Annotated in this window: 22 protein-coding genes; 14 read left to right on the top strand and 8 right to left on the bottom strand. The window is 64.2% G+C overall.

The features are described from left to right. Positions 1 to 58: 58 nt before the first annotated feature. From ASD63_RS06515 to ASD63_RS06500, 4 genes are all read left to right on the top strand, one after another. Positions 59 to 2,443 (top strand): EAL domain-containing protein, encoded by a 2,385-nt coding sequence (locus ASD63_RS06515; protein WP_034788767.1) that lies wholly within the window; start codon positions 59 to 61, stop codon positions 2,441 to 2,443. 113 nt (positions 2,444 to 2,556) lie between these two features. Beyond that, positions 2,557 to 3,291, top strand: a complete 735-nt coding sequence (locus ASD63_RS06510) for a transporter substrate-binding domain-containing protein (protein ID WP_034788770.1) — start codon at positions 2,557 to 2,559, stop codon at positions 3,289 to 3,291. Between the two features lie 67 nt (positions 3,292 to 3,358). Continuing rightward, positions 3,359 to 4,078, top strand: a complete 720-nt coding sequence (gene pth / locus ASD63_RS06505) for an aminoacyl-tRNA hydrolase (RefSeq protein ID WP_034789041.1) — start codon at positions 3,359 to 3,361, stop codon at positions 4,076 to 4,078. A 58-nt stretch (positions 4,079 to 4,136) separates the two neighbouring features. Further along, positions 4,137 to 5,129 carry a hypothetical protein gene (locus tag ASD63_RS06500; protein WP_060518718.1) on the top strand — a complete coding sequence of 331 codons (993 nt, stop codon included), beginning with the start codon at positions 4,137 to 4,139 and terminating at the stop codon, positions 5,127 to 5,129. Between the two features lie 35 nt (positions 5,130 to 5,164). On the opposite strand, the gene ASD63_RS06495 is transcribed toward ASD63_RS06500, so the two are convergent. After that, positions 5,165 to 5,794 carry a TetR/AcrR family transcriptional regulator gene (locus ASD63_RS06495; protein WP_034788776.1) on the bottom strand — a complete coding sequence of 210 codons (630 nt, stop codon included), beginning with the start codon at positions 5,792 to 5,794 and terminating at the stop codon, positions 5,165 to 5,167. Between the two features lie 118 nt (positions 5,795 to 5,912). Here ASD63_RS06495 and ASD63_RS06490 point away from each other — a divergent pair, with 118 nt between their 5' ends. Both ASD63_RS06490 and ASD63_RS06485 read left to right on the top strand, forming a co-directional pair. Beyond that, positions 5,913 to 6,473, top strand: a complete 561-nt coding sequence (locus ASD63_RS06490) for a hypothetical protein (protein WP_034788778.1) — start codon at positions 5,913 to 5,915, stop codon at positions 6,471 to 6,473. Next, positions 6,457 to 6,759 (top strand): hypothetical protein, encoded by a 303-nt coding sequence (locus ASD63_RS06485; protein WP_034788781.1) that lies wholly within the window; start codon positions 6,457 to 6,459, stop codon positions 6,757 to 6,759. Before ASD63_RS06490 ends, ASD63_RS06485 begins: the two co-directional genes overlap by 17 nt. Positions 6,760 to 6,817: 58 nt before the next feature. On the opposite strand, the gene clpS is transcribed toward ASD63_RS06485, so the two are convergent. Both clpS and ASD63_RS06475 read right to left on the bottom strand, forming a co-directional pair. Then, entirely contained in the window at positions 6,818 to 7,129 is a 312-nt protein-coding gene (gene clpS, locus ASD63_RS06480) for an ATP-dependent Clp protease adapter ClpS (protein WP_034788786.1), read from the bottom strand. A 151-nt stretch (positions 7,130 to 7,280) separates the two neighbouring features. Then, entirely contained in the window at positions 7,281 to 7,847 is a 567-nt protein-coding gene (locus ASD63_RS06475) for a hypothetical protein (RefSeq protein WP_034788801.1), read from the bottom strand. A 189-nt stretch (positions 7,848 to 8,036) separates the two neighbouring features. On the opposite strand from ASD63_RS06475, the gene ychF reads away from it, so the two are divergent. Then, positions 8,037 to 9,140, top strand: a complete 1,104-nt coding sequence (gene ychF / locus ASD63_RS06470) for a redox-regulated ATPase YchF (RefSeq protein WP_034788804.1) — start codon at positions 8,037 to 8,039, stop codon at positions 9,138 to 9,140. Between the two features lie 59 nt (positions 9,141 to 9,199). Here ychF and ASD63_RS06465 read toward each other — a convergent pair whose 3' ends face one another. Next, entirely contained in the window at positions 9,200 to 10,306 is a 1,107-nt protein-coding gene (locus ASD63_RS06465; RefSeq protein WP_034788807.1) for a hypothetical protein, read from the bottom strand. A 188-nt stretch (positions 10,307 to 10,494) separates the two neighbouring features. On the opposite strand from ASD63_RS06465, the gene ASD63_RS06460 reads away from it, so the two are divergent. From ASD63_RS06460 to ASD63_RS06450, 3 genes are all read left to right on the top strand, one after another. Further along, positions 10,495 to 10,947, top strand: a complete 453-nt coding sequence (locus ASD63_RS06460; RefSeq protein WP_034789044.1) for a MaoC family dehydratase — start codon at positions 10,495 to 10,497, stop codon at positions 10,945 to 10,947. After that, positions 10,947 to 11,417: a MaoC family dehydratase gene (locus ASD63_RS06455; protein ID WP_089045006.1), complete on the top strand. Its 471-nt coding sequence runs from the start codon at positions 10,947 to 10,949 to the stop codon at positions 11,415 to 11,417. Before ASD63_RS06460 ends, ASD63_RS06455 begins: the two co-directional genes overlap by 1 nt. Before the next feature lie 138 nt (positions 11,418 to 11,555). Then, the gene (locus ASD63_RS06450) at positions 11,556 to 11,768 is read left to right on the top strand and encodes a hypothetical protein (RefSeq protein WP_034788810.1); all 213 of its coding nucleotides are present in this window, start codon (positions 11,556 to 11,558) and stop codon (positions 11,766 to 11,768) included. Between the two features lie 46 nt (positions 11,769 to 11,814). Here the strand turns inward: ASD63_RS06450 and ASD63_RS06445 are convergent, their stop codons facing one another. After that, positions 11,815 to 12,360: an adenine phosphoribosyltransferase gene (locus tag ASD63_RS06445; RefSeq protein WP_034788812.1), complete on the bottom strand. Its 546-nt coding sequence runs from the start codon at positions 12,358 to 12,360 to the stop codon at positions 11,815 to 11,817. A 194-nt stretch (positions 12,361 to 12,554) separates the two neighbouring features. On the opposite strand from ASD63_RS06445, the gene ASD63_RS06440 reads away from it, so the two are divergent. Further along, positions 12,555 to 12,740: a DUF1059 domain-containing protein gene (locus tag ASD63_RS06440; protein WP_034788815.1), complete on the top strand. Its 186-nt coding sequence runs from the start codon at positions 12,555 to 12,557 to the stop codon at positions 12,738 to 12,740. Between the two features lie 45 nt (positions 12,741 to 12,785). Here the strand turns inward: ASD63_RS06440 and ASD63_RS06435 are convergent, their stop codons facing one another. Genes ASD63_RS06435 through ASD63_RS06425 form a run of 3 tightly spaced genes read right to left on the bottom strand, consistent with a single transcriptional unit; the run spans position 12,786 to position 15,294 of the window. Continuing rightward, positions 12,786 to 14,045, bottom strand: coding sequence for a CCA tRNA nucleotidyltransferase (locus ASD63_RS06435; RefSeq protein WP_034788818.1), 1,260 nt, complete (start codon positions 14,043 to 14,045; stop codon positions 12,786 to 12,788). Beyond that, on the bottom strand, positions 14,042 to 14,674 hold the full coding sequence (locus ASD63_RS06430; protein ID WP_034788821.1) for a CoA pyrophosphatase: 633 nt from the start codon (positions 14,672 to 14,674) through the stop codon (positions 14,042 to 14,044). The genes ASD63_RS06435 and ASD63_RS06430 overlap by 4 nt, the downstream gene beginning before the upstream one ends. Next, positions 14,671 to 15,294 carry a DUF1285 domain-containing protein gene (locus tag ASD63_RS06425; protein WP_034788824.1) on the bottom strand — a complete coding sequence of 208 codons (624 nt, stop codon included), beginning with the start codon at positions 15,292 to 15,294 and terminating at the stop codon, positions 14,671 to 14,673. The genes ASD63_RS06430 and ASD63_RS06425 overlap by 4 nt, the downstream gene beginning before the upstream one ends. A 273-nt stretch (positions 15,295 to 15,567) precedes the next feature. On the opposite strand from ASD63_RS06425, the gene ASD63_RS06420 reads away from it, so the two are divergent. The 3 genes from ASD63_RS06420 to ASD63_RS06410 are packed head-to-tail and all read left to right on the top strand — an operon-like array spanning position 15,568 to position 20,330. After that, a complete protein-coding gene (locus ASD63_RS06420) occupies positions 15,568 to 16,581 on the top strand; it encodes a MoxR family ATPase (protein WP_034789050.1) in 1,014 nt (337 codons plus the stop codon). Between the two features lie 3 nt (positions 16,582 to 16,584). Further along, positions 16,585 to 17,505 (top strand): DUF58 domain-containing protein, encoded by a 921-nt coding sequence (locus ASD63_RS06415; protein WP_034788827.1) that lies wholly within the window; start codon positions 16,585 to 16,587, stop codon positions 17,503 to 17,505. After that, positions 17,502 to 20,330 carry a DUF4159 domain-containing protein gene (locus tag ASD63_RS06410; protein ID WP_034788830.1) on the top strand — a complete coding sequence of 943 codons (2,829 nt, stop codon included), beginning with the start codon at positions 17,502 to 17,504 and terminating at the stop codon, positions 20,328 to 20,330. Before ASD63_RS06415 ends, ASD63_RS06410 begins: the two co-directional genes overlap by 4 nt. Position 20,331 lies beyond the last annotated feature (1 nt).

Genomic DNA, 20,331 nt, shown 5'->3' with positions numbered 1-20,331 from the left:
TGTCTGAAGAGAATTCTGATATGAGATGGGTGGCAGCTGCTTCTGAGGCGTGCATGCGATGATGCACTCCGTGGAGAACCGGTTTATTGCGATTGTCTGCGGCGCGATGCTCGTCTTCATTGCCCCGCTGCTTGCACTCTTTCTCAGCATCTCCAGCGATCGCATTGCACGCGAGCGCCTGCACAACATCGAACTGTTGATGGCCGCGAGCGCCGAGGCGCTCGGCAAGCCCATCTGGGACTTTGACAGTGACGCCATCAAGCACATCGCCCGTTCGCTGATAAACGGCACCGACATCCTCTCCGTCACCATCCGCGACCAGTCCGGATCGATCCTCGCGCAGATGCCGCTGGGCGGCGTGTTGCCGAGCACCAAGGACCGGGTCCTCATCCTGCCCATTTCCTATCAGTCGGTCGATGGCATGAAAGAGGTCGGACGCATCGAAGTCAGGGTCCCGACGCCGGGTCTGCTGTCGCAATTCAGCAAGGACGAACTGGCGATTCTCGCCATCCTGCTTTTTGCGGTCGCGATCGTCTTTGCCGCTGCGCTCGTCGGCAATCGCTTTACGGTGATGCGCCCGCTGATGCGCCTGACCGCCGCGATCGAGGCTACGCGCCGGCTCGGGTCTCGCCACCGCGTCGACTGGACCTCCGACGATGAAATGGGCGCACTCGCCGCCAACTTCAACGAGATGCAGGACCGCCTCGAGCGCGAAGAGACCGAGCTGAAGAACGCCCATGAGCGCGTCACCGACATCTACAACCTGACGCCGGCGATGCTGTTTTCGCTGGATGTCGACGGGCGCCTGCTCGCCGTCAGCGACTATTGGCTGCTGGCGACCGGCTACAGCCGCGACGACGTCGTCGGGCGCGACTTCATCGATTTCTTCGATCCGCACTGGCACGAAACCTATCGCAGCCACGCCAAGACGATCGCCGTTGCCGATCACGCCATCCGCGAAGTGACCGTTCCCTTCCGCAAGGCGGATGGCGAAGCGATGACCGTGCTGATCCAGGAGACGAAGGCGACCGGCGAGAGCAGCCTGTCGCTCTCGGTCATGACCGACGTGACCGCGCTGAAGCAGGCGGAAAGCCGCAACCACACCCAGGCGATCACCGATCACCTGACCGGCCTGTTGAACCGCCAGGGTTTCGAGGCCGCGCTCGACGAGGCGATCACCGAGGCCGATCAATGCGGCATGCAGCTCGGCTGCCTGTTCATCGACCTCGACCGCTTCAAGTGGATCAACGACAATTTCGGCCATGCCGCCGGCGACGAAGTGCTGCGCCAGACGGTCGAGCTCATACAGGCCGCCCTGCCGCCCGGCGACATCATGGCCCGGCTCGGTGGCGACGAATTCGCCATCCTGCTTTCCGATCCGAACGCCGGGAACCTTGCGGCCGAGATCGGCGAGCGCATCGTCACGGCGCTGCACGAACCGATGGCGATCGCCGGCAACGAGCTTTTCGTCAGCGCCAGCGTCGGCATCGCCGTCTACCCGACTCATGCCGAAAACGCCTCCGACCTGCTGCTGAAGGCGGACATGGCGATGTATGCGCGCAAGCACGACGGCAAGAATGGCCTGCAGGTGTTCGACGCCGGCATGCTCGACGCCTCGCGCGAGCGCCACGAGATCGAGCAGTGCATCGAAGCCGGCCTGAAGGACGATCACTTCGAAGCCTGGCTGCAACCGATCGTCAGCCTCGCCGATGGGCAGATCGCCGGCTTCGAGGCGCTGATGCGCCTCAACCACCCGGAAAAGGGCCTGATGGCGCCCGGCAAGATCATCGGCATCGCCGAAGAAACCGGCATGATCGCCCGCATCGGCGACCAGATCCTTGAAAAGGCAATCCGCCATCTGGCAGCGATCTCCGAGCTCGACGGCACCCAGAACACCTATCTCGCTGTCAACTTCTCACCGCTGCAGTTCGAACTGACGCTGCCGCACAAGCTCGCGGCCCTGCTTCTGAAGCATCATATCTCGCCGAGCCGGATCGTCGTCGAGATCACCGAAGCGGTGCTGATGCTCGACAATCCGGAAGTTCACTCGGTGCTGAAGCAGCTCAACGAATTCGGCTGCCGCATCGCGCTCGACGATTTCGGCACCGGCTATTCGTCGCTGAGCTATCTCAACCGTTTCCCGGTCGATATCGTCAAGGTCGACCAGTCCTTCACCCGGTCGCTGAGCTCCGGCACCGCCGATATCCGCCGCAAGAGCCGCATGCTGATCAAGGGCATCCGCACGATCTCGCACCAGATGGGCTGCACCGTCGTTGCCGAGGGCATCGAGACGAAGGAACAGTGGCAGCTGCTGCGCAAGCTCGGCGTCGATTGCGGCCAGGGCTATCTCTTCAGCCGGCCGATGCCGGTCGACCGGATGCTGGCCATGCTCGAAAGCGACTCCGAGGCAAAAGCGGCTTCCGCACCCAGCATGCGGGCATGAGTTCACCCACCTGGTTCCCTGGGGCGCGGGAGAGCTTTAGGGCCTAAGGTCGGGCACAGGCCGGGGATAGAAAAGATCCGTCGCAAGGCGGACGCAGAAGAGGAGGAAAGGATGTGAAGGCGCTGATCGCAGCATTATTCCTTGGTCTTGCAACGACGGCCGAGGCTCAGACGATCAAGTTCGTCACCGAGGAGTATCCGCCTTACAACTTTTCGACCGGGGCCGGCCCGAGCGGTGCGGCCGTCGACCAGGTCAAGCTCATCATGGAGCGCCTGAAGCTGCCCTATACGATCGAGGTTCTACCCTGGGCGCGGGCTTTCATGCTGGCCGAGACCGATCCCGCCTATTGTGTTTTCACCACCGGCCACGACGCCGAGCGCGACCGAAACTTCCAGTGGGTCGAGCCGCTGCTGATCGACCACATGGTCATGGTCCGGCAGGCCGGATCCGCCATCGCGCCGGCATCGCTGGAGGACGCGCACCAATATACCGTGGGCACGCAGCGCGAGGATTTTTCGGCGTCCTATCTCAAGGAGCACCGCTTCCCCAAGATCGACTATGCGGCCAATCTCGACTCCAGCCTGAAAAAGCTGCTCGCCGGCCGGGTCGATCTTTTGATGACGTCCGAAAAGACCTTCGAAAGCATGCGCAGCGAAGGCAAACCGGTGGAGGCCGCGCTGGTGCTGGAAGGCAAGCTTTACGGCATCGCCTGCCATCGCGACTTTCCCCGCGATATCGTCGCCGCCATGCAATACGAACTCGACCGGCTGATCGGCAACGGCACCCAGGATGTGATCTTCAAGCAATATGGGCTCAAGCCCAATGCCAGCCTGCAGGCGGAGAAATAGGCGTTGACTTCCGGGGGGTGCGGTGTTTTTGGATGGCATCACCCCGAAATCATGAATGCGCAGCACCATGTTGATCATCGTAGGGCTTGGCAATCCAGGTTCGAAATACGCCGCCAACCGGCACAATATCGGCTTTATGGCGGTTGATGTCATTCACCGCCGGCACAGCTTTTCCTCCTGGTCGAAGAAGTTCAAGGCCGAGATCGCCGAGGGCGACATCGGCGGCGAGCGCGTTCTGTTGATGAAACCGCAGACCTACATGAACCTGTCCGGCGAAGCGGTGGGCGAGGCCATGCGCTTCTACAAGCTGCAGCCGAAGGACATCACCGTCATCTATGATGAACTCGACCTGCCGTCTGCCAAGGCGCGCATCAAGGTCGGCGGCGGCCATGGTGGGCATAACGGCATCAAGTCGATCGACGCCCATTGCGGCAAGGACTATCGCCGCATGCGGCTTGGCATCGGCCATCCCGGCGTCAAGGATCTGGTGCATGCCCATGTGCTCGGCGATTTCGCCAAAGCCGACCAGGCCTGGCTGGTGCCCCTGCTCGACGCCATCGCCGACAATGCCGACATGCTGGTGCGCGGCGAGGATTCCCAGCTTCTGAACAAGATCGCGCTCGCGACCGGCGGCAAGCCGGAGGCGGAAAAGGCTGAAGGCCCGAAGAAGCAGGGCGCGCAATCACATATCCGCCAGGCGCGCAATTCCGCCCAGCCGAAGAAGCTTCCGGCAACCGGCCCAATGGCCGACATGCTGAAGAAGATGTTCGGCTCGAAGAACGACTAGCTTCCCCAATCCGGAACGCGCCCTAGCTTGTGCAATCGAAACGGGTCAGATCGACCCGATGGCACAAGCCTGGAGCACGCCCGTGACCGACCCGGTGATTGACTGGCTTCTCGCATCGGATCCCGCAATTCGCTGGCAGGTGATGCGCGACCTGCTGGACGCCCCAGAGTCTCTATGGAAAGCCGAACGGGCCAAGGTGGAGACCGAAGGCTGGGGCGCCAGGCTTCTCTCGCATCAGGATGACGATGGGCAATGGGCGGCAGGCGCCTTCATTCCCGCCGGTTTCGACGCGCACGAGTGGACCGAGCACGGCCAGCCCTGGACGGCAACGTGCTTTTCGCTGTCGCAGCTGCGGGAGTTCGGTCTCGACCCTTCGTCCGATCGGGCCCGACGAACCGTCGACCTGATCGGCGCCAATTCGCGCTGGGACGAAGGCGGCCAGCCCTATTGGCAAGGCGAAGTCGAGGAGTGCATCAACGGCCGCACCGTTGCCGACGGCGCCTATTTCGGCGTCGACGTTTCGCGGATCGTCGACAGGCTCGTCGGCGAGGCCCAGGCCGATGGCGGCTGGAACTGCGAACGGGCAAACGGTTCGCTCCGGTCCTCCTTTGCCACCACCATCAACGTGCTCGAAGGCTTGCTTGCGTTCGAAAGGGCGACCGGTGGCACGCCACAGTCCAAGGTGGCGCGCCGGGCCGGCGAGGACTATCTGCTCAAGCGCCATCTCTTCCGCCGCCTGAGCACGGGCGAAGCCGCCGACAAGCGCTTCCTGTGCCTCTGCCACCCGAGCCGCTGGCGATACGACATCCTGCGGGCGCTCGATTACTTTCGCGCCGCGACGCTCCTTTGCGGTGCGGCACCTGATCCACGGCTCAGCGAAGCGATCGGCCATCTGCGTTCGAGGCGGCTCGAAAACGGCGCATGGCCGCTCGACTGGCGCCCCGCCGGACGCGTGTGGTTCGACGTCGATGACGGGGTCGACGCCCCTTCGCGATGGGTGACGCTCAAGGCGATGCGCGTGCTCAAATGGTGGGACGCCCACTTGCCGTGAAGGCGGCGCGGCTGAGCACAGTCCGTATCCATCCATCACCCGGGCCTATGGGCCGCCAGAAAGATCCGCACCGCCTCCGACGCATGGGCTCGGAGAACCTCCGGCGTCGGAATGGCGCTATCTCCGAGCAGCATGGCGTCATTTACCGGCCCGCCCATGACCAGCCAGTTGAAGAACCCGCCGGCGACCTCGGCGTCCTTCACCCGAATGTCGCCCTTCTCGCCATAGCGCCTGAAGGCGACCGCCAGCCGCCGGATCGAGCGCATCGGCCCGCGCTCGTGCAGCGCTTCGCCAAGCTGCGGAAACCGCTCCACCTCGGCGATGACGAGACGGCGAACCTGCATCAGCCGCGGCGTCATCACGATCGTCAGCAACTGCGTGGCATAGTCGAGCAGGAAGTCCTCGATCCGCTCGTCGCCATCGGGATCGGCCACCTGCTCCTGGAATTCGTCGCCTGCTCCCCCCGTCATGCTGCGCACGACTTCGAGAAACAGCGCCTCCTTGTTCTGGAAATGGGAATAAACCGTCTGCTTCGAGACCTCCGCCGTCGCGGCGATCTCGTCCATGTTGGTGCCGAGAAAGCCGTGCTTGAGAAAGAGATCACTGGCTGCAGCCACGATCAGTTTGCGGGTGCGCTCCATGCGCGTCTTTGCGCCATTGCTCAAACCTGCCCCCCCCTGCCGTATCTCACCAAATCACTTGGCTTACAGAATAGGCCAGTCGGATTGACAAATCAAACTGGACGGTCCAGTCTAGTTCGCGAAGTCGGATCAGGAGATGGCCATGGCCAAACCACAGGAAAGACATCGCATTGCCACCTGCCGCTGCGGGTTAGTTGCCTTTGAAGCCGCCGGCGAGCCGATCGTCGGCGCCGCCTGCTACTGCACCAGTTGCCGCACCGCCGGCGAGCGTTTCGAGGCCTTGCCGGAGGCGTCGCCGGTCATGGAAGCCGACGGCTCGACGCGGTTTGCGCTCTACCGCAAGGACCGGATCCGCTGCGTCAGGGGCAGCGACCTTCTGCGCGAACACCGGCTGACGCCGGAAGCGCCGACGCGCCGGGTCATCGCCAGCTGCTGCAACTCGGCCATGTTCCTGGAATTCAAGGGCGGTCACTGGCTGAGCGTCTACAATCAGCGTTTTGCCCGGGACGAACAGCCGCCGCTCGAAATGCGCACGATGACGAAGGATCGCAAGGCCGGCGTCGAGTTTGCCGACACGCTGCCGAGCTACAAGACACATTCGGGCCGCTTCATGTGGCGGCTTTTGACCGCCTGGGCGGCGATGGGATTCAAGGCGCCGAAGATCGACTATGTGAAAGGCGAGGCCAATGGCATCCCAGGCTGAGAAGATCGAGATCGAAAACATCGTCTCGCCCGGCCACAAGTACCGCGTCGACCGGATGAAATACGAGGCGATGCGTGAAGCCCTGCTCGCGGTGCTGCCGCCCTCAGCACCGGGCCTGACCGTGGCGGACGCGAAGGAGCAGCTCCTGCCCTTGCTGCCGCAGGACCTTTTCCCCGGCGGAGCGAAGGCGGGCTGGTGGCTAAAGGCTGTACAGCTCGATCTCGAAGCCAAGGGCACGATCGAGCGCGAAGCGAGCAAGCCGCTTCGCCTGCACAGGAAGCCATGAGGCAGGCCGATGGCCGCCGGGCATTTCCCCGGCCGCCGCCAACTATTCATGAGGCCTGCTAGTCCTCTGGTTCGGTGGTGAAAAGCAGCGGGAAACCCGCTTCCTTGGCGAGATCGGTTGCTTCCTTGGCCTTGGTTTCGGCGATGTCGCGGGCGCAGACGACCACCACGCAGCTCCCCATCTTGTGGGCCGTCATCATCACCCGGTAGCCCGCCTCCTCGCTCATATGGAACACGGCCTTGAGCACGCCGACGACGAACTCGCGCGGCGTGTAATCGTCATTGAGCAGCATGACCCTGTAAAGCTTCGGCCGATCGAGCTTCGGCTTCACCCTCACTTTGACTTTTCTGGCAACCTCGTTGTCACTCATCGGAACCACCCCGTTGATGACAGATTGGCCGGCACCACCGCGGGGCAGAACCGCCTCGGCGCACCGTCAGACGCACCGGCGCCGAAGGCGCACTATCCTACGGGCGCAGGTGCCGATCAAGCAAAAGCAAGCGCACGGACGCAGGCGGAGATCAGCGCCTCCCCCAATGGCCGACGAACATCGCTGCTGCTTCGTCATAGGAGCGGGCTTTTTCCAGCGCCGCCCTTGCCTCTTGCTTGCGCGCCAGCAGCGCATGGAAGAAGCAATGCACGAAAAGCGGCGCGTCCGCCCCCTCCGGCGAGCCGTCAGGCGCAACGTAGAGGGCCGCCCCTCCCTTTTTGACAAAGGCATCGCCATAGCGCTTGCCACCGGTCTCGCAGCAGGTGCTGAGCACGATCTTGCCGTCAAGCCTGGCATGTTCGGCGATAACGGCGGGCGGCAGGCTGCCCTCGATGAGCATCGAGGTGTCGATTTCCTCGATGTATTCGCCAAAGACGAAGCCGTTCTCGTCGCCGTGGCCGGAAATGATCAGGTGCTGGTGAACGAGCTCGCCGCCAGCGAGCAAGGTCAGGAAATCGCCTGGTGTCCCCGGCAGATGCAGCGTGACGACGGCGCCCATGCTTTCGAGCGTCGCGCGGATCAACAGCGCCTCGAGTGTGTCGCCAATATCGACGACGGCAACCGGCACGCGCGGAAACAAGAACTTCTGGTCGATCAATGCGGGGCTCCTCAATTTCTTGGCCGCCGAACAGGGCCGGCGGAAATCCGAGCGCATATGCGGCCCGAAGAGCACGCGTTCAACGGCCTCGACCCCTTATTTACCGTGAACAGGGCCTGCGCCCTTGACCGGGGAGCGCCCTTCCCGCATAGCCACGCCAACGGAATTTTAAGATACGGACGAGACCCCATGGGCTTCAAATGCGGTATTGTCGGACTGCCGAACGTCGGCAAGTCCACGCTCTTCAACGCACTCACCAAGACGGCAGCGGCGCAAGCGGCCAACTATCCCTTCTGCACCATCGAGCCGAACACCGGCGAAGTGGCGGTGCCGGATCCGCGCATGCGCAAGCTGGCCGACATCGCGAAGTCGAAGGAAATCATCCCGACGCGCATCTCCTTCGTCGACATCGCCGGCCTGGTGCGCGGCGCATCGAAGGGCGAAGGCCTCGGCAACCAGTTCCTCGCCAACATCCGCGAAGTGGACGCCGTGGTTCACGTGCTGCGCTGCTTCGAGGATGACGACATCACCCACGTCGAAGGCCGCATCAATCCGGTCGCCGATGCCGAGACGATCGAGACCGAGCTGATGCTCGCCGACCTCGACAGCCTCGAGCGCCGCACCGAGCAGACCCGCAAGCGCGCCGGCGGCAAGGACAAGGATTCGATGGCACAGCTTCCGATCATGGAAGCCTCGCTGAAGCTTCTGCAGGACGGCAAGCCGGTCCGCACGCTGCTTTCGACGCTCGATGCCGAAGAACTGCGCATCCTGCAGGGTCTCAACCTCCTGACCGCCCATCCGGTTCTCTATGTCTGCAACGTCGCGGAAAGCGATGCCGTCGACGGCAACGAACACACACGCGCGGTGGCCGAAATGGCCAAGGCGCAAGGGGCGGAAAGCGTCGTGATCTCCGCTGCCATCGAGTCGGAAGTGGCGCAACTGCCGGAGGAAGAAGCCAAGGAGTTCCTGAGCGCGCTCGGTCTCGAAGAAGCCGGTCTCGACCGACTGATCCGTGCCGGCTACAAGCTGCTCGACCTCATCACCTATTTCACCGTCGGCCCCAAGGAAACGCGCGCCTGGACAATCCAGCGCGGCACCAAGGCTCCGCAGGCCGCCGGCGTCATCCACACGGACTTCGAGCGCGGCTTCATCCGCGCCAACACCATTGCCTTTGAAGACTACATCGCACTTGGCGGCGAAGTGGGCGCCAAGGAAGCCGGCAAGGCCCGCGACGAAGGCAAGGAATACGTCGTCCAGGACGGCGACGTCATCCACTTCCGCTTCAACACGTAAGACCTGTCGGTCTGATCCCGCACTCAAGGCGCGGGATCGGAGCACATCAGAACTTGATACTACGGCGCGGCATGCAACCGCGCCGTTATCGTTTCCGGCAAGAGGTCGATGACCATGCGGCGCAGCCGCTGCCAGAAAATGCCGATGAACAAGACCGTTACCCCGACGACCGCCAAGGCTATGAAGACGTAACTGTCGAGCGATGCATTGGTCTTGCTCAGCACGGTCCAGATCGCGCCGCCCAGCGACAACAGCCCCGATGTGACGAAGGCGCGGCGGTCGATGACGAGCCCGACCAGCATGAACACGGCGACGATCACAATGGCGGAAGCGGCCTGATTGAAGCTCGCCTGTCCGTCCCACCACGTTGCACCGCCATTGACCAGGAACACCAGTCCCATCAGCGAGTAAAGCAGAGCCGGCGCGGCTGCGAGATGCAGCCAGAAGGCGATGTCCGAACGGGTGGTGAGCCGCTGCGGGTCCGAAACGTCGTAGCGCATGGCGATCGCGAAGACAGCCAGTGCCCCGACGAGCAGGGTCAATGGAAGCAGCAGGACGTAATCGGGGTTGGCCACGTCGATACCGAGGACCCTCTCGAATGCGAGCAGGACCGCCACCACGCAGGTGAGCGCGATCGACAGCACCAGACCGGCCAGCGCAAGCGGAACGCGATAGCGCCAGTAGAACAGCGCCAGCGGGATCGGGAAGGTAGCAACGTAGACCAGGGTGAAGGTAAGCGGGTGCCAGGTGTCCTCATGATCGTCCACCAGCCACATCGACGTCATTGCGACCCAATGGACGAGCGCGAGCGTCAGCACCACCGAAGGCAGCGCCAGACGCTGGCGCCGCACGAGAATTTCCGCAAGCACGAGAATGACCGGCAGCGTTGCAAGCGGACCGGTCAGGCCCCACAGGCCGATGAGCACGACCACGATGCCGATGGTGATCAGGATGTCGTGAAAGCCTCTGATGAAGCGCGGCTGTTCGCTGTCTTCCGCCGCCCGCGCATCGAGCGCGGCGTCGGCCCTGTCGGCCGCGGCATCCGATGCCGCCGGTCCGAAACGGAAGCCGCGATCAGCCAGATAGACTTCGAGATCGCGCACCTGATGCGCGGATATGATGCCTTTTTCGGCTGCGCCCGCGAGCGCTCTGTTCAGTTCGGTCACGCGCTTTCCTCAGTCAAGACACGAGCGGATGGGACGGATTATCAGCTGGTTGCATGGACAAGAGCCAAGCGCAACCGCGAAACGTCGCGAGCGACCCGCGATGTTGCGCATCTCCGCGCAAATCGATTCCGCTTCCGGAAATTATGCAGTAGGTAATGCGGCAACAAATCAGACGGGACAAGGCAAGCATGCTCTACTTCGAGGATTTTTCCGAAGGCCGGCGGTTCGACTACAAGCCGGTCGAGATGAAGCCACCGGAGATGATCGCGTTTGCCAACGAATTCGATCAGCAGCCGATGCACCTCGACGAGGAAGCGGGAAAACGCAGCATTCTTGGTGGTCTCGCCGCCTCCGGCTGGCACACCAGCGCCATCGGCATGCGCATGATGCTCGATGCCTTCATGGGAAATTCCACGTCCCAGGGCTCGCCCGGCATCGATTTCATGGATTGGAGGAAGCCGGTCATTGCCGGCGACGTGCTCTCGGGCTTCAGCCTCGTGCTGGAGGCGCGCCGTTCGAAGTCGAAACCCGATCTCGGCATCGTCAAATTCCGAAACGAAATCAATAACCAGGCCGGTGAACCCGTGGCGGTTTCCGAATGCTCGGTTCTCTTTCGCTGCCGCGACAAGGGCAAAGCCTGATGATGACGATGGAAGAATTCTACGCGGCCAAGAGCCGGACCGTGATCGGCAGCCTGACCTTTACGGCCGAGGACATCATCCGGTTTGCCACCGACTTCGACCCCCAACCCTTCCATCTCGATGCGGAAGCGGCGCGGCATTCGCTGTTTGGCGGCCTTTGTGCCTCGGGCTGGCATACCTGCGCCGGGTGGATGCAGTGCTTCGTCAAGTTCTGGCGAAACGAGCAACGCCGGCTTGCCGCGGAAGGCCTGAAGGCGCCGAACCTCGGCCCCTCGCCCGGATTTCGTGACCTGAAATGGCTGAAGCCCGTCTATGCCGACGACACGGTCACCTACTTCGTCACGTTTCTTGAAAGCCGGTCGCTTGCTTCAAAGCCCGGCTGGCGGGTCAACACGATCCTGTGCGAAGGCGAAAACCAGCACGGCGAAGCGGTGATCCGTTTCGAGAGCAAGGTCATCGAGTTCGTCTGACCGGACGAAACCGGCCAACCACCATCATTTCTTAAAATCGCCTTTCGCCGGGTGTACACTCTCGGGCTACAGGTTGCGCGCCCTTGGCCGCGCTCAAGCGGCTTGCGGGCAGCGACCATTGCTAGCGGAGGAGCGGCTATGGAAAAAACCCACGTCCGCGAACTGGCGGACGAATATCTGCGTCTTGGCGGTCACCGTCGCGTCGTCATCGATGATAACGAAACATCGGTCAGAAGCTGGGAAGACGAGCCGCCGGAAGCCGAAAAATTCTGGCTCACCGAAGTGGAGACATTGTCGCCGGCAGCCCAGCGCGAAGTGCAATTGATGCTGCGGACGATCAACCGCATGTAGGCCTAAGGAAGGGCGCGGTTCTCCGCACCCATCCCGCAACGACCGATCAGTGGCCCTCGAACTCGATCAGCGTGCGGACATTGACGCCGAGCGCTTCGAGTTTCTTGCGGCCGCCGAGTTCAGGCAGGTCGATGACGAAACAGGCGGCGACGATCTCGGCGCCCATCTGCTTCAAGAGCTTGGTGGCCGCTTCCGCCGTGCCGCCGGTCGCGATCAGGTCGTCGACCAGGATCACCTTTTCGCCTGGCTGGATCGCATCCTTGTGCATCTCCATCTCGTCGACGCCGTATTCCAGGCTGTAGGCGATGCGCACGGTGTCGTGCGGCAACTTGCCCTTCTTGCGGATCGGCACGAAGCCCGACGAGAGCTGATGCGCGATCGCGCCACCGAGGATGAAGCCACGCGCCTCGATGCCGGCGATCTTATCGATCTTGGTGCCGGCATAGGGATGCACCAGTTCGTCGATCGCGCGGCGGAAGGCGCGCGGATTGCCGAGCAACGTGGTGATATCGCGAAACATCACGCCCGGCTTCGGATAGTCAGGAATGTTCCGGATGGCGGCAATCAGTTCCGATTGAACGGTGGAGGTCATGGGCAAAAGGGCCTTTGCGTCTCTTGTTACCGCAAACCCATAACACCATCGGCCCGCTTGTCTATAACGGTTTCTTGTCGCGCGTTCGGTGGGAACAATTGGCCGTGCCGGGGGTTGATGCTACTCTGACCGTGCGGTCGCCCGACCGGCGCGCCGCGCTCTCGCATCAAACTTACACAGGGAAGGAAGCAACCATGCGCCTGTTTGAATGCGGTTCCCTCGTCCCGGGTTGCGAATGGCACACCCGAGCCGACAACGATGCCGAAATCGTGCGCCGCGTCGTCGACCACATGCGTGAAACGCATGGCGAGACCGTCATCCGCGAAAACATGATCGACAACATCAAGGCCCGGATCACCGACGAGTCCAAGGCGGCCTAGCCGTCCGGCCAAGGCGGCTTAAGCCGTCCGGCCAAGGCGGCCTGATCAGGACGGCTGCACCATGGCTTCGAGCCGGGCGACGAGGTTTGCCCGGTCGAGATTGAAGTTGCGCTCGATCCAGAGATTTTCGAGTTCGCCGAGGATTTCCCCCACACGCGGGCCGGCCGGCACGCCGGCCTTCAGCACGTCACCGCCATTCAGCGGGAAGCTTGGCCGCTTGAAGGCCTCGGCCCGTGCCAGGAGCCGCCGCAGCGAAGCGGTCTCGGACAAAAACGCCGGGTCGCCTTCCGACTTGCGCCGCGCTGTTGAGAGCGCCAGTCGCAGTCTTACGACGATCCCTTCCACGCCATGACGATAGAGCAACCGATCGAATGCCGTGTCGACGATCGTCGCCGGGACCGCAGGCGCCTTCGCCCAGCGGCTGAAATAGGCAGCCTCCGCCTTCGAGACACGCAGACGCTCTGCCATCGCCTCCAGACGCTCCTCATCCGGCGGCACGATCGCGGAAAGGCGCAGAAGCGGGTCCGGCTTCCAGCCGAAGGCCCGCTCGGCGGCAACGAGTTCCGGGATTGCGTCGATGCCCCATTTCTCGGTTTCCGGCAGGATTTCGGTGAGCACGCCGGCCTGGCGCATCCAGAGCAGCGCGCGGCCGGGATCATCGGCCGAAAGCAATTTCTTCGTTTCCGCCCAGACCCGCTCGGCCGAAAGCGTTGCAAGCTTCGAGCGCGCACGGGCACAGGCACGCAAGCCGTCGGCATCCGGCCGGCCGCGGCCGTAATGGGCGAAGAAGCGGAAGAAGCGCAGGATGCGCAGATAGTCCTCGGCGACACGCTCGCTGGCATCGCCGATGAAGCGCAGCGTCCGCGTTTCGATGTCGGCGAGCCCCCCGACATCGTCGAAGACGTCGCCGCGGTCGTTGGCGTAGAGTGCGTTGATGGTGAAGTCCCGCCGCTCGGCATCGGCCTTCCAGTCGGTGCCGAAGGCCACTTCCGCACGGCGGCCATCGGTCGCAACGTCACGGCGAAGCGTCGTGACCTCATAGGGCGTGCCGTCGATGACGAGCGTCACCGTGCCATGGTCGATGCCGGTCGGCACCACCTTGATGCCGGCCGCCTTCGCCCGCTCGGCGACTTCGTCGGGGCGCCAGGTGGTCGCCATGTCGATATCGCCGGCCGGCAAGCCCATCAAGCTGTTGCGCACTGCGCCACCGACAACCCGGACTTCGCCGCCGTCGACATTGAACACATCGAAAACGCGACGCAGAGAAGGCGTCGAGAACCAGCCTTCGCCAGCAACCGAGGTCATGCATAAAGCCTTTCATAGAGCATGCGCAGAATTCCGGCGGTGATACCCCAGATGTTGCGGCCGCCATAGGGCATCCGGTAGAAATGCCGTTCCTCGCCCTGCCAGTGGCCACTGCCGCGATCGTGATTGCCGGGGTTCATCAGGAACGACAGCGGCACCTCGAAGACGCTTTCGACCTCTTCCGGGTTGGGCACGAGCTCGAAACCCGGCTTGACCACCGCCAGCACCGGGGTGATGCGGAAACCGGACATGGCCATGTAATGCGGAAGCCGGCCAATGGTTTCGACGAAGCGCGGATCGAGCCCGATCTCTTCCTGCGCCTCGCGCAGCGCCGCCACTTCGACCGACCGGTCTTCGGGGTCCACGGCACCGCCCGGAAAGGCGACCTGGCCGGAATGCTTGCGCAGGCTGGTGGTGCGCTGCGTCAAGATAACCGTCGCATCGTCGCCATCATCAACAACAGGCACCAGGACCGCGGCATCCTTGAGCTTCAGCGTCTCCAGATAGGGCACGATGCCCGGATTGAGCAGGAAGTCGCCGTGCTCGCGCCAGGAGGTCTCGATCGGCCCACCCATCTGGGTCAGCGCCCGACGACGAAACTCGTCGGCTGAGAAGGGATGCGCATTCATCGGGAAAGCGCTTCCAACTCGGCTGCCGGCATGATCGGGAAGACCGCACCGCCCGAGCGCACGCAGAACATCTCGGTGCCGTCGATCGCAACCGTCTCGCCGAGCTCGACGATGTCATACATGACCGGCCGCGACACCAGGGCTTCCAGCCGCCCTCGCACATGCAGGTAAGGCTTCAGCTCGCGGTTCTCGCCATGTATGACGAAGCGGAGCGGATGCTCCGGCCCGGCTTCGACCACGTCGCCGACATTGGTGCGGAAGGTCAGGACCTGCCCCTCCTCCCCCTCGGTCACGCTCATCTCGACGGCGACAAAGGGCGCATCGACGATGCGGATGCCGACCTTTTCCACAGGCGTGACGAGATAGGTGCGCCCATCCTCGTCCTTGCGCAAAACGGTGGAAAACAGCCGCACCAAGGGCTGCCGGCCAATCGGCGTGCCCAGATAGAACCAGGTTCCGTCGGCGCGGATCTCCATGTCGATGTCACCGCAAAACGGCGGATTCCAGCGGTCCACCGGTGGCAGGCCGCGCGCTTTTTCGCCGGTCTGCCCGGCGGCACGCGCAATCAGGGCCGCCAGTCCGGCCGCATCGCCGGTTTGCTGAATTTCGGCTTCTGCCATTGTTCCGTCCCGTTTGACCTCGATTTTGCATCGAGACCTTTGATATCTCACGAGATAGTGCGTCGGCGCCGACTTGTCAGCCGTCCGGCAGGGTCTAAATTGGATTTTGGCGACTGAAATCCAGGCTACCGCATGATTCCTTGTATCGGGATCGATCCAAGGACAGGCGTCATGCGGCGGCTCAATATTACAGCGAGCCTGGCGCGCTCTATAAGGACGCGCGGCGCTGTGGGAGCGATTCGGTTTAACAACGGGCGACCGGGGAGTATGACCATGAGTGTGATGAAGGGCGCGGCTGACGCGATCGACGAGAAGGCGATTGTCGCTGCGGCCGAAAGTGCGCTGGGCGAAATCGCCCGGGTGCGTGCGGAAGTCGGCAAAGTCATCTTCGGCCAGGAAAGCGTCGTCGAGCAGACCCTGCTCGCGGTCCTCTCCGGCGGTCACGCGCTGCTCGTCGGCGTTCCCGGCCTTGCCAAGACGAAGCTCGTCGCCACGCTCGGCACCGTGCTGGGGCTCGATTCCAGCCGCGTACAGTTCACGCCCGACCTGATGCCCTCGGATATTCTCGGTTCCGAAGTGATGGACCAGGACGGGGCCGGCCATCGCTCGTTCCGCTTCATTCCCGGCCCCATCTTCACGCAGTTGCTGATGGCCGACGAAATCAACCGCGCCTCGCCGCGCACCCAATCGGCACTGTTGCAGGCCATGCAGGAGTACCACATCACGGTTGCCGGCGCCCGCAAGGACCTGCCGGCGCCCTTCCATGTGCTCGCGACCCAAAACCCCCTTGAGCAGGAAGGCACCTATCCCCTGCCCGAGGCGCAGCTCGACCGCTTCCTGATGCAGGTCGACGTCGGCTATCCGGACCTCACGGCCGAGCGGCAGATCCTGCTCGAAACCACAGGTGTCGGCGAAGCGACCGCCCACCCGGTCATCGATGCCGCCCGGCTGCTGCAGATCCAGAGCCTCATCCGCCAGATGCCGGTCGGCGAGAAGGTGGTCGACGCGATCCTTTCGCTGGTGCGCTCCGCCCGTCCGGGCAACGGTAATGCTGCGACCGACAAGAACGTCGCCTGGGGGCCAGGCCCGCGCGCCGGCCAGGCGCTGATGCTCTGCGCCCGTGCCCGCGCGCTCTACGACGGCCGTCTGGCGCCTTCGATCGACGATATCCTGGCGCTGGCCGAACCGGTGCTTCAGCACCGCATGGCGCTGACCTTCGCCGCCCGCGCCGAAGGCATGACCGTGCGCGACGTCGTCGCCGATCTGGTGAAGCAGGCCAGAGGCTGACGCATGGCCACCGTCGGGCACATAGTCTCGCGTACTCCCGCCAGTGAAGTGCTTTCACGAGCGCAGCAGCGCGCCATGCTCGTACCCGATTGCCTGGTCGAGGCGCGACGGATCGCCAACACCGTAATTTCCGGCTGGCATGGCCGGCGCAAGCGCGGCATCGGCGAGAATTTCTGGCAGTTCCGGCCCTATTCGGACGGCGAGAGCATGTCGCGCATCGACTGGCGGCGTTCTGCCCGTGACGACCATACCTACGTGCGCGACCGCGAATGGGAAGCCGCCCACACCATCTGGCTGTGGGCCGATCTTTCGCCGTCGATGATGTACAAGTCGAAGCTCGGCACCGTGTCCAAGGAGAGCCGTGCGCTGGTACTGATGCTGGCGCTCGCCGAAATCCTCGCGCGCTCGGGCGAGCGCATCGGCTGCCCGGGCATCATGGAGCCGGTCTCGGCGCGCAACGCCGCCGAACGGCTGGCGACCGCCATCATGCTGAGCCCACTTGCCGAGGGCCTGCCGGAAACCGGAATGATCCGCAGCGCCAGCGACCTCGTGCTGATCGGCGATTTTCTCGATCCTGCCGAAAAGATCATGGACCGCCTCGGCCCGCTGGCCAGACGCGGCCTGCGCGGCCATGTGGTCGAGATCGCCGACCCGGCCGAAGAAGTGTTTCCCTATTCCGGCCGGACCGAATTCACCGACCCGGAGACCGGCGAGAAGCTGACCGCCGGCCGCGCCGAAGTGCTGCGTGAAGACTATCAGCGCGCCTATATTGGCCGCCGCGACACGCTGGGCGTGACGCTGCGCCATCTCGGCTGGACCTTCACCCCGCACAAGACCGACCGGCCCGCCTCCGAGGCGCTCGTCGCCGTGCACACCTATCTCTCCGGCATGCCGGGACGCGCGACCCACGGAGGCCAGCTATGAGCGGCCTCGCCTTCCTCTTCACCAATCCGGCCATCCTTGCCGCCCTGGTTGCCCTGCCGGTCATCTGGTGGCTGCTGCGCATGACGCCGCCAAGGCCGTCGGCCGAAGTCTTCCCGCCGCTGCGCATCCTCGCGTCGGTGATGAAGCGTGAGGAGACCCCGGCGCAAAGCCCGTGGTGGCTGACGCTGTTGCGCATGCTGATGGCCGCCGCCCTTATCCTTGCGATCGCCGATCCGGTGATCAACCCGCGGCAGAACACGCTTTCGTCAGCCGGTCCGCTTGCCCTCGTCATCGACAATAGCTGGGCGACGGTCTCCGACTGGAACCAGCGGGTCGAAGCCGCCGGTGCGCTGATCGACGACGCGGAAGCCAAGGAGCTTCCCGTTTCGATCGTCTTTACCACCGACCGCCAGCACGACGCGACGCCCGCTTCCGCCGCCGCGGCGCGCGACCGCCTGGCCGCCGCCCAGCCGCAACCGCTGCCGGCCGACCGAGAGCGGGCACTCGCTGCCATAAAGGCCGCGCTTGCCGGCTCTCCGCCCGGCACCCTCGCCTTCCTCAGCGACGGCATCGAAGCGTCGAATGGCGGGACGATGCAGCAGATCGCAGAGCTCGGCGCTACGAATGTCCGCCGGGTCGAGGGCAATGCGGAAAGCGCCATCGCGCTAACGGCAGCGACCAACGAAAACGACGGAATGCGGGTTACCGCCTCGCGCCTGCCGCTCGGCGAGCCACGCGCCTATTACGTGCTTGCCCGTGACATTCGCGGCACGGCGATCGCCGAGGGCGAGCTTCGCTTCGCGACGGGCGCCACGACGGCGGATGCCTTGCTGAAGGCGCCCTTCGAGCTGCGCAACGACTTCGCACGTCTGACGATCGAGGGCCAGGCGACGGCCGGCGGCCTGCACTTGCTCGATGACGGCAACCGCCGCCGCCGGGTCGCGCTGCTCAGCGGCGAGGTTCATCAGTCGCAGCCGCTGCTTTCGCCGCTCTACTACATCAAGCGCGCGCTCGAGCCGCATGCCGACCTGATCGAACCCCGCGAAGAGGCGGTCGGGAAGGCAATCGCCGAGCTTCTGGCGCAAAATCCGTCGATCCTCGTCATGGCCGACGTCGGCCGTCTGCCGGACGAAAGCTACCCGCTGGTCACACGCTGGCTGGAAAATGGCGGCATGCTGGTGCGCTTCGCCGGCCCGAGGCTCGCCGGCGCGCCCGCCGACGACCCGCTCGTACCGGTCGTGCTCCGGCAGGGCGAGCGTACGCTCGACGGCGCGCTTTCCTGGTCGGAACCGCAGCCGCTTGCCGACTATCCGTCCTCGAGCCCCTTTGCCGGACTGGAACGCCCGCGTGACGTGCTGGTAAAGCGCCAGGTGCTGGCGCAACCGACACCCGATCTCACGGAGCGGACCTGGGCCAACCTCGCCGACGGCACACCGCTGGTGACGACCGCCGAGCGCGGCCGCGGCCGCATCGTGCTCTTCCACGTGAGCGCCGATCCGAACTGGTCGAACCTGCCGATCTCCGGCTCGTTCGTCGACATGCTGCGCCGCTCCATCCAGCTGTCGCGCGCCGGCGGCGTTGCCGGCGATCAGCCAAGCAAGGCACAGACGTTGCCCCCCTATCGCCTGGTGAGCGCCCGCGGCGAACTGACCGGCGACACCGGCAGCGCTCGACCGCTCGAAATCGCACCCGGCATCGCGCCCACCGTTTCCGCCGACACCCCCCCCGGCCTCTACGGCTCGGAGGAAGGTTTCGTCGCCAACAATCTGCTGCCTGACGGCGGCAAGCTCACCCCGATTACAGGCAATCTCGTCGGAGCGCGGGCCGAAGGACTGGAGGGCGCCCGGCCCTTCTCGATCCGACCCTACCTCTTCGGGCTGGCGCTGGCGCTCTTCGTCCTCGATACGCTGATCGTTCTCTACATGGCCGGCGGTCTCGCCGGGCTGCGCCGGCGCGCAGGCCGCGGCGCCGCGACCGCGGCACTGGTCGCAACCCTTGGCCTTGCGACGCTCGGCCTTGTAGCCGCTCTCGCCCCGGCGATCGCACATGCGCAGGACAGCCAGCCGAGCGACGAGCAGACGCTGCAGCGGCTGGACACGACCCATCTCGCCTACGTCATCACCGGCGAGCAGGAGGTCGACCGCCTCTCCGAACAGGGCCTCATCGGCCTCAGCAACTATCTGACCTACCGGACGGCGCTCGAACCAGGAGCGCCCGTCGGCGTCGACCTCGAACAGGACGAACTGGCCTTCTATCCGATCATCTACTGGCCGGTTTCGGCCACCGCCCCGATGCCGAGCAGCCGGGTCATGAGCCGGATCGACGCCTATATGCGCAACGGCGGCACCGTGCTCTTCGACACGCGCGACCAGTTTTCCTCGCTGACACCGTCGGACGCCGGCGACAGTCCCAACGTGCAGCGCCTGCAGGCGATGCTGAGCGGGCTCGACATTCCGCCGCTGGAGCCGGTGCCCTCCGACCACGTGCTGACGAAGGCCTTCTATCTGCTTTCGAACTTCCCCGGGCGCTATGCGGAAAGCCAGCTCTGGGTCGAGGCCGCCCCCAATGACGACGAAGACCGCAGCAATCGCCCCGTGCGCGGCGGCGACGGCGTCACGCCGATCATGATCACCGGCAACGATTTTGCCGGTGCCTGGGCCGTGGACGTCAATGGCGCACCGCTCCTGCCGACAGTGCCGCCGGACGAGATGCAGCGCGAATATGCCTACCGCGCCGGCGTCAACATCATGATGTATATGCTGACGGGCAACTACAAGGCCGATCAGGTTCACGTGCCGGACCTTCTGCAAAGGCTTGGACAGTGAG

This window comes from Ensifer sp. Root558 (assembly GCF_001427045.1).
Lineage (GTDB): Bacteria > Pseudomonadota > Alphaproteobacteria > Rhizobiales > Rhizobiaceae > Ensifer > Ensifer adhaerens.
This window is presented reverse-complemented; position numbering and strand designations above follow the sequence as displayed.